The organism is Dyadobacter arcticus, assembly GCF_011762185.1.
GTDB classification, from domain to species: Bacteria; Bacteroidota; Bacteroidia; order Cytophagales; family Spirosomataceae; genus Dyadobacter; species Dyadobacter arcticus.
Genome location: NZ_JAASQJ010000003.1, coordinates 701,127 through 713,840, shown reverse-complemented (window position 1 = coordinate 713,840; position 12,714 = coordinate 701,127). Strand labels below are relative to the sequence as shown.

Sequence of the window (12,714 nt, the reverse complement as noted above, 5' to 3'; positions counted from 1 at the left end):
ATGGTTGAAAGGGTTAAAACAATTCTTTCCGAAACGGCTGCCATTTTCGGTAAGTCAATGATCTCCAAAGCCATTCCGCCGGGCCGTAGCGGAAATAGTGCAGCCATATCGAACTGTAAATGAGCTGAGCAATGTAAATTGTAAATGCGATGAGCGCAAGCTTGGCCGGGCCAAGCTGTGCCTCTAAGGCTGATCCATAACTCATGAAAATGAATGCGCAAATCACCGATTGCATCAGATAGTTGGTGAGCGCCATCTGACCGACTGGCGCAAAAATCATTAACCGCTGCTTCCAAGTAGGATTTTCGAATAATAAAGCAAATACGGCGGCATAAAAAAGGCATAGTGCCGGTACACCTAATGCATATACGATCGGCTGAATGATTCCAATCGGTTCAAGTTCATAATAAGCTTCCGTGGTCATCATCACAGCCAGCACGATGTTGCAGGGGATCCCGATCACCGCCCCCCAGATCATCACCTTTTTTATGAGCGGACGAAAAGCCTGGACATTCCCATAGATCATGTTTTTTGAGATATAAAAACCAACCAGGAACATGGAAAGTGCGTAATGGTCGATTTCGGTTGTTCCCAATGCTTCCCTCCCAGCTTTCGATAAAAAGAAGTAGCCGGAATGCGATACCATATTGGCAAGCAGCACACCGAGTAAAGCAAAGCCGCGCAGTACGTCTAGCAGGCTTTGGCGTTCGGTGACAGTAGTAGGGCTTAGCGTTTTTTGCATTATTTGGTTTTCAAGGGCTCTACTTTTTTGCTTTATCCTCCTGCTCGCCTACATACATGAAATAATTGCAATACAACATTTGCCCTTTCCGGATGCTGGAAAGTCTCAGAAATTCATTGGCCGCATGGTACCTTTCATCGGGTATGGCAACACCAAATGAGTAAGCGTCCAATCCAAGTGCTTCCTTGATGTCTACCAGCGAACCTACGCTTCCGCCTTCGCCGGTTTGCAGGGGCGGTCGCCCAAATACGGTCGTTAAAGCATTGGCTACATAATTGTAGGCTTTATTATCCGAAGGAAATTTGATGGGGTGTGCCCAGCCCGGTCTGAATTTGTAGGTAACTGTTGCTCCTGCCGGTGTATTTTTTCCGATATGCTTAACAATGGCTTGGATCACCTCATCTCCTTTTTGGCTGCCCACCAACCGGCACGTAATCCGTGCAGTAGCACTTCCGGGAATAATGTTATTAAAACCTTCGACGGCCGTGTAGCCGCCCTGCATGCCAACGATTTCCAACGTAGGGCGATACCACAGCTTTTCGAGGGCTGTATAATTGGTATCGCCCACGTCAGCCGTTGAGCCTAACTCTTTCATATCAGCCGCGGCATCGTAGGGTACTTTGGCGATCATTTCCCTTTCTGCCGCGGTTATTGCGGGCACGTTGTCATAAAATCCGGCTACGGCCACGCTTCCATTTTTGTTATAAAATGATGCGATGATCTCCGAGGTAGCTTTTACTGCATTGGCTGTTTTGCCTCCAAATGAGCCGGAATGAGCGTCATAGTTTGCAGTTTTCACGTTGAATTCCAGTTGCGCGGAGCCACGGAAGGCCATGCAAATGGAAGGGATACTTTCGCTGTATTGTCCGCCATCCGCATTCAATGCGAAATCCGCTTTCAGCAATTCTTTATTGTTTATCATAAACTTATGCAGGTTCGGCCCGCCAACTTCTTCCTCTCCTTCGAACAGGAATTTTACATTTACGGGCAACGCCTTATCCTTTTTCAGGATGGCTTCCACCGCCCATATCGGGATCATTACCCCGCACTTGTCATCACTGGTACCACGCCCGAATATTTTTCCGTCTACAACTTTTGGCTCGAAAGGAGGAATTGTCCATTCGGATTCTTTTACAGGCTGAACGTCATAATGCGCGTAAATCAGCACCGTTGGCTTTCCTTTGGCGCCTTCCCAGCTTCCGTACACAACGGGAGGCCCGTCGGTTTGCATCACCTGGGCGGTGGTCATTCCGATGGCCTGTAATTTTTTTACGATCCAGGCTGCGGCTTTGTCGATATCAGGCCTGTTCGCCTGAAGTGAGGATACGGTAGGCATGGAAACCAGCTCCAAAAACTCTTTGAGGTGCACGTCTTTGTTCTCTTCGAAATACTTTTCGTAAGTGACAATGGCGGTCTGCCCTTTTTTTGAAAGTTCAACCTGGGCTTTTGCAACGATTGTTAAAGAGAGCAATAGGAATGTTAGTCGGAAAGATTTCATCATTTTGATTAGTTAATTGTATTTAGGCCCTTTTTATCAGTGTTGAATGCAGTACTTTAATTTTCCATTGCTTTTTTTCTTTGATAAGGATCACGGTCTCCATCCAATGCACGGATGTTTTTCGCTCGCCTCTCTCCATGACAGAATAAAGATTATAACTCACCCAGGCCGTGTTCTCCCTGATTGTTGTATTGATAAAATCAAATTTATTAGTGCGTTTGAAGTTGGTACCGATATTGGCCGTAATTCCTTTTTTAATCAGAGAATCCAAAGTCCAGATCTGGCCATTTTCGTATAATACCACATCCGAAGTACAGTAATTTCTAATGCCAACCGAATCCTGATCAGCTAATTTGGCAAACATGTTTACTACTGTTTGCTGTACCGATATATCACCCTCCGCTGGCTTGGATTGGGCTTGGAGTAGGAACGGGAATAGTGCAGAAAGAATGAGTAGTATTGATTTTTTCATTGTGCTTGTTTTGCCCATGAGCCACAAGCTATCAGCTTTTAGCTGTTAGCCTTTAGCTTCTTGGGTGTTAAAAATGACATGGTACTTTTCATAATTTTAAGTGTTTCGCATGAACGTTTGCAGATAAACTATTTCAGGCGATTTCAAAAAGCTAATAGCTAACAGCTAATAGCTCTCAGCTAACAGCCATACACTACAAATACATATTAACTACCAAATACACTGCGCAAATTAATAACAGGACGTACAGCAACGGCATAATAAATCGTATCCAGACTTTTAAACTCACATTCACCAGAGCGAGCGACGGCAGAAGCATAGCGGTGGGTGAGATGAAAAGCATGAGGTTCATTCCGTACAAATAAGCATTCACAATTTCACTTCCGGGAATGTTGATCAGGACAGCCAGCGTTCCCATAATCGGCATGGTGAGTACCGCCATGCCAGAAGTGGATGTGATAAATAGCGAAAAGAAAAAGAAAAAAACGAACAGCAGCAGAATAAAAATGACCGGCGGCACGTGCGTAACCAGCCCGCTCATATAAAAAAGGATGGAATCGCTTACGTGGCCATCATTCAAAACAATGGTAACACCCCGTGCCACGCCCACAATAAAGGCGACCGAAAGCAAGCTCTCAGCTCCCTTTACGAATTGCGTAATGAATATCTTTTCGTTGATTCTTGCCAAAAATCCCACGAGAAGCGATGCCCCAAAAAGAAGTGCTGACAATTCCAAGGTCCACCATTGAAGGAACATCGTACCATAGATCATAGCCAAAAATGCACCGAGGAAGATTAGCAAAAGCATCTTGGTTTTTAATCCTAATTGCTCGGCCACATCCTGGTTGCTGATATGCACTTCATACGGCGGTTTTACGACGCCGTCTATTTTTAAAACCAGTGATGTGGACGGATCTTTTTTCACTTTAGCAGCATAGCGCAGTAGGTACCAGGTAAACAAAGCCGTCGTCAGGGTGAAAAGGATCAAACGTTCGTAAATGCCGTCTTTCCAACTGATACCGGCTGCATTGGAAGCGATAATAGTTGAAAAAGGATTGGAAAATGCAGAGATACCGCCGACTGTATTTCCGCCAAAAATGACAGCGAAAGGAACAAGTAAATCGTAACCGGCTGCCAGGAAAACAGGTACCAGGATCGGATAGAACATGAGTGCTTCTTCATCCATCCCATAACTGGCCCTGCAAAAAGCGAACAAGATGGTCAGCGCTACGATCAGGACCGGCTCGCGTCCTCTCATAGCATGCGAAAGTGAGGCAATACCCTTTTCAATCGCCTGGGTTTCATTGAAAACATAAACAAAACCGCCCATGACGAGAATAAACATAATGATATCTATGCTGTCATAAATGCCCTTGATCGGTGCCTGAATGACTTTAATGAAACCTTGCGGGTTGCTCGCTTCTTGCCGATAGGTATTGGGAACAGATACCGGTTTCAGTACTTCGCCATTGATAAATTTATTGACCGAGATCCGCAAACCGAGTTGATCCAATGTTTTCTGAGTAAGCGGTAAAAGGGTATCACCGTTCGCCCCAGTCATCGAAAACGATTTATTGTCGACCATTGAAAGCTTATTGTACTGACCCGCTGGCATCAGCCAGGTACTTATGGCGGCCAGCACAATCGCAACCATCAGAATGGAAAGGGGCTGGGGAACTGATTTAAGTTTAAACATCAGCGGCTTCGGCAGTCACTGCGGGTAGAGTAATCATATCTTGAAGAAGTAATAGAGGTTTTGTTACGTAAATCAAATATCGCTAGAATCGTAAAGACTAATGTCTGCTATTATCCCAAACGCTTAGTTTATTGTCCCAAATGCTTAGTTTACTGTCCCAGATACTTAGTTACTGATACTCTTAAAAATGATGTAAAGCCCACTTAGAGATTTTGGGCGGCAGTACTCGTTCTTCCCCCAAAATTCCCTAAAGAGGAACTTGCCTAAGGCAGTATCAAAGGCATATTTAAATACTGAAAGAAAGGAAAATGCGTTACCCGCCAATCTGGCTGATCAGCGCTCCGTAACGTTCGTCGTATAATTCGCCTGAAAGCCAATCCCTGACGATATATTTAAAAAACAGCATGGGTGACTCATGCTGACTGATTGCAGCTTCAAAATATCCCATGGCGGTATCCGCATCGCCGGTCGACGCATAAACGATTCCCATGTCGTAATTGGATACGACCTGGGTTTTGCTGAGAGAGGTCATTTGGGTAACAATGTCCAATGCGCTTTCAGTCTCTCCGGACAAGCCGAATAAAGCACCGCAGGCGCTGAGCGTAATGCCATTGTAATTAATTTCCAACGCGGTTTCCAGTGATTCCTGGGCTTCGGGGTAATTTTGTAATGTGATCAGGTTCAGGCCAACGATCATGTGACCACCCCAGAAAGTAGGTTCAAGGGCAACCAATTTTCTGCCCTGCGCAATAGCTTTTTCAAAATTCTCCGTAATCCAGTATACGTACCCGGCGTAAAAGTTATTAATCAAAGAAAACGGTTCAAGCGATAACGCGAGGGAAGTTTCTTCTTCGGCTCTGGCGTAGTTGCCGGTAAGGCCACAATACAGACCATATTGACTGTGCAATTCTGCGGTATTCCAATTCAGTTCCAATGCTTTTTTGAATGAAGCGGAGGCGCCGGCGAAATCCCTTTGGTAGAGCAATTGCATACGAGCCAGAGCCAGATAACTCTCGGCGATGCCGCTGTCCAATGAAAGAGCCCGCTCAGTCGCTTGCTTCATGAGTGGCAATGCGTACGTGTCGGGCAGGTGCCTGTAAAACCACATATTCAGGTAACAAGAGGCGATCCCGGCGTATGCAATGGCATATTCCGGGTCCATTTCAATGGCCGATTCGAAATAGCCGATGGCTTTGTTGTACTCGTCCAGCCCTGCAAATTTATTGTGATAATATCGGCCGTGCAGATACAGCTCGTAAGCCGTACTGTTATTGGTATATCGTTTGAAGGTATTTTCAGGCTCGTCACCCAGCAACTGCACTTTTATTTCCCTCAAAATGGCCTGCGCGATCTCGTCCTGAATGTCGAAAATGTCTTCCAGTTCTTTGTCATACTTCTCAGACCATAGGTGATAACCGTCCGCTACTTTCACAAGCTGGGCCGTAATGCGCAGTCTGTTTCCCGACTTGCGCACGCTTCCTTCCAGGATATGATCCACATTCAGCTGCTCGCCTATCTGGCGCAAGTCCTGATTGTCGCCTTTAAACCTGAAAGACGAAGTGCGTCCTGCAACCTTTAAATTGGGGGTATGGCTTAACACATTGATAATTTCCTCTGTGACCCCATCGCTGAAATATTCTTGCTCAATATCATTACTAAGATTTAGAAATGGCAGAACCGCAATGGATACCGGCGAGGAGGATTGCGTTACGAATGTATTTTTTTCACTTAATGACATGACTTTTTAATTTGGGAGGACTGTTTATATTTTTCGTTGAAGTAGTCAGTCTACGTTTGGTTATTCAAGTTGGGACATACCCTTTACTTTTTTGTAAGGCTTTTTTAAAAAATCTGCGACTACTTGATTGAACATTTCTTTATAAACAATGAGCGTTGAATGCCCTGAATTGGGCAATATCCAAAGATAAGATTGCGGAATGCCATTGGCAATGGCCATTGTGTGTTTTGGCAAAATTACATCATTATCGCCGCCAATGACCAGGGTAGGGACTTTAACCATTTTTAGGTCGGCCGTTGAGATGTGTGGATTGAAGACCATCAGGTTCAAAAGTTTTTTCAATGCCTTCACATCTGGTGAGGGGGTTACTTTCGCGAGACTGTCATTTACGGCTACAAGTTCATTAAAAACAGATGGCACGACCGCAGTGGTATCCGGCCAGAGATTTGTACCTGTGATGGCCATTTTTTTCACCTTTTCGGGGTGACGGATTGCTAACAGCAATCCATTAATCCCACCATCGCTCCATCCGATAACGTAGCAGGAGTCTACGCTCAACTTGGTCAGCAGCGCGTCAAAATCGTCTGCCATCATTTCGTACGAGAGCGAGTCACCCGTATCAACCGACTTTCCATGAGCCCGGCTATCGACAGCGATAACCTTATAGTTTTTAGCAAAATAAGGGATCTGGTTTTTGAAGTTTTCGAGTGAACCTCCGTTGCCATGAATGAGCAGCAGAGGTTTGCCGGTACCATAAACTTCATAATACATTTTGATACCGCGAATGTCAGCGTATTTTCCAATTTTTGCGTTGCTTCCAAAAATAGTTTTTCCGGACGAAGCAACAGGTAATGTTGATTGGGCGAATGTACATTGCATTACCAAATATGCAATAATGCTTAGGAAGATGTTTTTTGACATTATTTCGTCTGTTTTCTAATTCTAATGATGGTCACTGGTGGGGTAGTTTGCATACTTAGCCTTATTATCAGAATAAGTATGCAATATTCAAATACTATCGTTCGGCAATAACAAAAGAAATGGTCGATTGTTGATTGACCCTCTTACATTAGATAAATTGTCCTTTATTAAATAAACTTGTACTCCGACGTAAGACCTCAACCTTTCCTACATCACAACCTACCAATCTATGACCCAACTTTCCTCACTTTTTTTTATATTGATTAGGGCGTTGCCGATAATACTATGCCTTTTAATGTCCAATTTGAAAGGCATCAGCCAGGGATTCCGTAAATCTGCACAAAACATTGACATGCCAGACAAGTCCAATACAGGACAGTATATTGTAGTATACAAGAGAAATGCGGTAGCTGGCAAGCGGTTGAATGCCGCGGAATCGGTACAGACCCGTCAACGGTTGATGCGGGAAGAGGTTGCCGCAACGTTGGTCAAAAACAAACTTCTCGGAAAGCAAATACTTCACATTTACGAAACTGCGCTCAATGGATTTGCAATTAACGGCTTGACCGGAGCGGAACTTGAAAGGCTCCGAAAAGATGACCAAGTGGAATATATTTTGCCCGATTCGCCAGTTTTTCTCTCCACCGGGGGTGCGCCTGTGACAATGCCATTGGCCGGGAATTGTAGCGGGCCTGCTATCATCGTGAACGGGGTACCGAACAATGCAGTTGGTCTGGCTGCATTTGGGCCAACTGCCAATGCAACCGGTGAAGCCACATTGGTCAATGATGGTTCTGGTGCTGCAACCCAAGGCCTGGGTTGCGCGCCTATACAATCAATTACGGGCAAAATAGCTGTGATAGACAGGGGCACATGCCAATATAGCGTAAAGGCATATAATGCACAGGTAGCCGGGGCTGTGGGAGTAATTATTTTGAACAATGTACCCGGGACAGCCCCGGGTATGGGCGCAGGACCTAATGCCGAGCTGGTAACGATCCCAGTTATGTCTATGTCATTGGAATCTGGGAACGCATTGAAAGCGGCCATGGCGGGCGGCGCCGTCACCGTTACATTGGATAGGGCTGCCACAATTGATCCAAACTCCCAATGCACGCCCTGGGGTATCAGCCGGGTAGGGGGTGGGGCGTCGGGCGTCGGCAAACGCGTCTGGATTATCGATTCAGGCGTCGATATTACCCATCCTGATTTAAACGTAAATACATCACTTTCCACATTTTTTATCGGCTCTAGCGCTGCTGATGCGAACGGGCATGGCACGCATGTGGCCGGTACCATAGCCGCAAAAGATAATGGGATAGGGGTAATCGGAGTGGCAGCGGGAGCAGAAGTCATTGCGGTGCGGGTATTTTCGGATCAGAATACCACTTCGTCTTCACTGGTAATTGCTGGAATAAATTATGTGGCGGCCCGTGCCTTGAACACTGACGTGGTCAATATGAGTCTTGGCGGTGTACCCAATCAGGCGACGGATGAGGCAACTTTGGCTTTGTCATTGAAATGCAGGGTAGTGGTTGCGGCAGGAAACGATAATCTTTTTGCGAATTACCGAAGTCCGGCCCGGGTGAATGCGCCCAACATTTTCACGGTTTCTGCCATGGATATGACGGACAAAATGGCAAGCTTTTCCAACTTTGGTAATGCACCTGTCGATTACAGCGCGCCGGGCGTGAATGTTGCCTCAACCTGGCTTAACGGAGGTTATGCTTATGCCAGCGGCACCTCAATGGCCGCACCCCATGTAGCCGGCATATTGCTACTGGGCAGTATTTGCGCTAGTGCCAGGGTTACGGGCGATCCGGACGGCAAACCGGATCTGATCGCAACCGTTTTCAGCGCCGCCCGCAATGTGGACACGGATAATGACGGCGTCACCGCATGCAATGGCGATCTGGACGACAACGACGCCAGCATTTTCCCGGGAGCAAACGAAATTTGTGATAATAAAGACAATGACCTCGATGGGCAGGTCGACGAAGGAAATTCCTGTTGTCCGATTGGCAATTCCGGTATCCTATATGTTAAATCCGGTCCGCCGGGGGTCGGAGATGGGCTGTCGTGGGCAACTGCATTTAGTTCACTTCAATCTGCCCTTAACGCTGCTAAAAGTTGTACGCAAATCACACAAATCTGGATTGCAAAAGGTACTTATACTCCTTCTGTTGATGCATTTGGTCAGGCAAATCCCATTGACCCACGTACAAAATCGTTTGTAATGGGAAATAATCTTGCCGTTTATGGAGGATTCAAGGGAGATGAATTGGCCCTGTCGGACCGGAATCTGTACGTTGGTGATAATGAAACCATCCTGAGCGGTGAAATCCAGTCGGACAATAATTTGGAAAACAATGTATATCATGTAGTCAATAACCTCACCGCTGTAGGGCGCGAACTGAACGGAACAGCCATTCTGGACGGACTAACCATTGGTCTGGGGTCTGCTACTTATGTGGCCGGTAATACCACATCCTATCCAGATAGTTACGGCGCAGGCATATTGAATTATAGATCCAATGCGGCCATCCGCAATTGCTCCTTCGAAGTAAACCAGGCCTATTTTGGCGGCGGATTAGATAATAATTCTTCGAGCCCAAGTGTGACCAACTGCTCTTTTGTTTACAATTATGGTCTTCGCGGGGGTGGAATGAGTAATAGTTTTTCATCTCCCGGTTTGATTAATTGTGCTTTTCAAATCAATGAAAGCGGCAATGGTGGAGGCATGTACAATGAATCATCGGGCCCTACAATTTTGAATAGCAGTTTTTCTGGCAATGATGCTTCGGGTTCGGGAGGCGGGTTATTTAACACCAGCAATGCGTCGCCAGCCGTCACCAACAGTATTTTGTGGGGAAACAGCAGCGAGGTAGCCAATCAGTCATCAAGCAATCCAGTAATCTCATACAGCATTGTTCAGGGCGGATGGAGTGGCGCTGGTTCAAATAATCTGAATGTAAATCCAAAGTTCATTAGTCAACCCGTTGCATTGTCGGGAACTCCTGGTGACCTAAGGCTTATTGCATGTTCCCCAGCTAAAAATAATGGAAATCCGGGAACAACATCAGCCACGGTCGGGAACTTCGATCTGGCTGGAAATACCCGCATTTTCAACGGTAGGGTTGATATGGGCGCTTATGAAAATTCGGAAACACCTAACTTTTCAATCAGTATCGCCGCCGATCCGGGCTTGACTGTTACAACAGGCGGCAGCACAACCCTCACCGCATCCGCTGCTGATACTTATGTGTGGTCGACCACCGCCACAACTGCTGCGATAACAGTAAGCCCTGTGACTAATACCAACTATTCAGTTACCGGGACATTTGGCATTTGTTCCGCGGTAGCAACTGCTACTGTTAATGTATCTTCCCTGCCGGTAAACCTCGTGAGCTTTTCCGCGAAAAAAGAACCAAATGGATCGGTGAAATTAACTTGGGTAACAGCTGATGAAATCGACAACGCGTTTTTCGAACTGGAAAGAAGTACCGATCTCCGGCAAATTGAATCACTGGCCAAAGTATCATCGGATCAAACGGCTTCTCAAAAGCATTCGTATCAGTATCGCGACGAACTTCCGCACCAGGGCACTAGCTATTATAGGCTGCGGCAGGTGGATTTCAATGGTAAAACGACAACCTATTCCTGGGCCGCGATAGTGATTGACCAGACTTATGTGGTTTTCCCAAACCCAGCAGTCCAAAGCCGGTTTCAGTTGAGGTTGGATGAACCGGAAAAGGCGATTTTAAAATTTTCTGATGTAAGCGGGCGCATTTATCCCTTGGAAACTGTGAGCCGCGGGAAAGCGATAATGGAATTGAAATTACCTAAGACGTTGTCTGCCGGGGTTTATATTTTGCAAGTTGACGAGCGAGGGCAGAGTCGGCAGTACCGGCTGGTTGTGGAATAAAGGATGTTTGACGGGCTGGGGACCTGCGAATGTTGTTAGTAGTCTGAACATGGCATTCAACCAGCGGTGGCGTTCGAAGTTCCAGAAATAGTATGTAAATTACTTTTGCTGTTTCTCATTGCTGTTCAACACCATCACATGGAGCATTACTACCTTGGCTTCTTCCATTATATCGAAGAGATTTTAACGTTGCCGGAATCTGATAAGGCCTCAATCCGCCGATCCTTCAAGCCGGTTTTTGTTTCAAGAGATACGATTATTGATCGGGCCGGACAAATACCCGAATTCCATAATTTCATCGTGTCGGGCTATATGCGAAACTTTCATATGGATAAGGAAGGTAATGAAATCACCACGGACCTGAATAATGGTCCCCGTTTTTTTACCTCTTACACGGGCTTTATGAACCGCACGGTTTCCGGCGAAAACCTGCATTGTATCACGGATTGTGAGTTGCTCAGGATCAGCCGAGATGATGTGGACGAAGGGGCAAAAAACAGTATTACGCAGAAGGATTATACGATACGTATCCTGCAAAGACACCTTCAGGAAGATAAAAACCGGATCAACGACATGGCTACCTTAACCGCCGAAGAACGTTATTTGAAGTTCTTGAAAGAGAAACCAAACATCGTCCGGAACGTACCGTTACGCTATATTGCCTCTTATCTGGGGATCACGCAGCGGCATTTGAGCAGATTAAGGGGATAGGAAAGTAATCAAACGCCCACACCTCAATACAACCGCTCATCCGTAATGGACATTTGTCTAGTCAGCGAAGGCAGCATCGACCTTAAGTTTAATAAAACTTAACCGGCCGTTCGATTATGATGACCAAAGCAAACATCCTACACTCCGAAAAAACAAAAACATCCTTTGTCCCGAAAATACTGACTTTTGCAGCCGCCTCCTGGCTAACCGTCGCAACGATTGGTCAATGGATATTTGCGTTTTATATCGTATCATTTTATGGCAAAAGCGCTTTCTCCGGAGCGTTCGAAAAATGGAACCAGGTACTTCCGCACGGCTATGTGGAAGGAGATTTGAAAGGGAATTTAATTGTAGGACTGCATGTGTTATTAGCCGCGATACTAGTAATTGGCGGGCCTTTGCAACTCATTCCACAAATACGCAGGCACTTACCACTTTTTCATCGTTGGCTTGGCAGGGTATATGTAATTCTTGCAATCCTTGTTGGCAGTGCAGGGCTTATCATGGTATGGACACGCGGGGGAATAGGGGATCAGACACAGCGCATCAGCATTAGCGTTCAGGCCATCTATATCATTTCATTTGCCTTGTTGGCTATCAGATATGCCCGGTCCAGGCAATTGGAAAAACACAGAAGCTGGGCGTTACGGCTGTTTATGGTCGTGAATGGCGTCTGGTTTTTCAGGGTGGGATTGATGTTCTGGTTGCTGGTCAACGGCGGCCCTGCCGGTTTCGATCCTGAAACGTTTACAGGCCCTTTCCTGACGACACTATCCATCATCACCTATTCAGTTCCGCTTTCGCTGATCGTATTAGAGATGTATTTGTACGCTCAGAAAAGTCAGCATAGGGAATTTAGTATTGTTACATCTGCGGTTATTCTGACTTTTACAGTCATGATGTGTATTGGGATATTTGGGGCAACGATGGGAATGTGGCTGCCAAGATTAAAATAATGGCATTGGTAATATGCAAAAATTTGCGTTTTTGTAAAACTTTTCCTTACAATAT

9 protein-coding genes are annotated in these 12,714 nt (G+C 45.9%); 3 read left to right on the top strand and 6 right to left on the bottom strand.

All coding sequences use genetic code 11. From position 1 onward, the window contains the following. Window positions 1-13 precede the first annotated feature (13 nt). From FHS68_RS16515 to FHS68_RS16490, 6 genes are all read right to left on the bottom strand, one after another. Complete coding sequence (locus FHS68_RS16515; RefSeq protein ID WP_167272051.1) at window positions 14-742, bottom strand: DUF418 domain-containing protein; 729 nt, start codon at window positions 740-742, stop codon at window positions 14-16. A 19-nt stretch (window positions 743-761) separates the two neighbouring features. Continuing rightward, on the bottom strand, window positions 762-2,243 hold the full coding sequence (locus FHS68_RS16510) for a M20/M25/M40 family metallo-hydrolase (protein WP_167272050.1): 1,482 nt from the start codon (window positions 2,241-2,243) through the stop codon (window positions 762-764). A 19-nt stretch (window positions 2,244-2,262) separates the two neighbouring features. Beyond that, window positions 2,263-2,712, bottom strand: coding sequence for a hypothetical protein (locus FHS68_RS16505; protein WP_167272048.1), 450 nt, complete (start codon window positions 2,710-2,712; stop codon window positions 2,263-2,265). Between the two features lie 193 nt (window positions 2,713-2,905). Beyond that, window positions 2,906-4,408, bottom strand: coding sequence for a YfcC family protein (locus FHS68_RS16500; protein ID WP_167272046.1), 1,503 nt, complete (start codon window positions 4,406-4,408; stop codon window positions 2,906-2,908). A gap of 313 nt (window positions 4,409-4,721) precedes the next feature. After that, window positions 4,722-6,146, bottom strand: coding sequence for an AraC family transcriptional regulator (locus FHS68_RS16495; RefSeq protein WP_167272044.1), 1,425 nt, complete (start codon window positions 6,144-6,146; stop codon window positions 4,722-4,724). Between the two features lie 60 nt (window positions 6,147-6,206). Continuing rightward, a complete protein-coding gene (locus FHS68_RS16490) occupies window positions 6,207-7,067 on the bottom strand; it encodes an alpha/beta fold hydrolase (protein ID WP_229211931.1) in 861 nt (286 codons plus the stop codon). Window positions 7,068-7,362: 295 nt separating this feature from the next. On the opposite strand from FHS68_RS16490, the gene FHS68_RS16485 reads away from it, so the two are divergent. From FHS68_RS16485 to FHS68_RS16475, 3 genes are all read left to right on the top strand, one after another. Further along, window positions 7,363-10,992: a S8 family serine peptidase gene (locus tag FHS68_RS16485; RefSeq protein WP_167272041.1), complete on the top strand. Its 3,630-nt coding sequence runs from the start codon at window positions 7,363-7,365 to the stop codon at window positions 10,990-10,992. A 138-nt stretch (window positions 10,993-11,130) separates the two neighbouring features. Further along, entirely contained in the window at window positions 11,131-11,703 is a 573-nt protein-coding gene (locus tag FHS68_RS16480) for a Crp/Fnr family transcriptional regulator (RefSeq protein ID WP_167272040.1), read from the top strand. 116 nt (window positions 11,704-11,819) lie between these two features. Continuing rightward, the gene (locus FHS68_RS16475) at window positions 11,820-12,659 is read left to right on the top strand and encodes a DUF2306 domain-containing protein (RefSeq protein WP_229211930.1); all 840 of its coding nucleotides are present in this window, start codon (window positions 11,820-11,822) and stop codon (window positions 12,657-12,659) included. Window positions 12,660-12,714: the final 55 nt, after the last annotated feature.

Excerpts from the sequence above, each read along its gene's own strand:
- FHS68_RS16475 (WP_229211930.1), top strand. The coding sequence starts at position 11,820 with ATGATGACCAAAGCAAACATCCTACACTCCGAAAAAACAAAAACATCC.
- FHS68_RS16495 (WP_167272044.1), bottom strand. The coding sequence starts at position 6,146 with ATGTCATTAAGTGAAAAAAATACATTCGTAACGCAATCCTCCTCGCCG.
- FHS68_RS16505 (WP_167272048.1), bottom strand. The coding sequence starts at position 2,712 with ATGAAAAAATCAATACTACTCATTCTTTCTGCACTATTCCCGTTCCTA.
- FHS68_RS16515 (WP_167272051.1), bottom strand. The coding sequence starts at position 742 with ATGCAAAAAACGCTAAGCCCTACTACTGTCACCGAACGCCAAAGCCTG.
- FHS68_RS16510 (WP_167272050.1), bottom strand. The coding sequence starts at position 2,243 with ATGATGAAATCTTTCCGACTAACATTCCTATTGCTCTCTTTAACAATC.
- FHS68_RS16490 (WP_229211931.1), bottom strand. The coding sequence starts at position 7,067 with ATGTCAAAAAACATCTTCCTAAGCATTATTGCATATTTGGTAATGCAA.
- FHS68_RS16485 (WP_167272041.1), top strand. The coding sequence starts at position 7,363 with ATGTCCAATTTGAAAGGCATCAGCCAGGGATTCCGTAAATCTGCACAA.
- FHS68_RS16480 (WP_167272040.1), top strand. The coding sequence starts at position 11,131 with ATGGAGCATTACTACCTTGGCTTCTTCCATTATATCGAAGAGATTTTA.
- FHS68_RS16500 (WP_167272046.1), bottom strand. The coding sequence starts at position 4,408 with ATGTTTAAACTTAAATCAGTTCCCCAGCCCCTTTCCATTCTGATGGTT.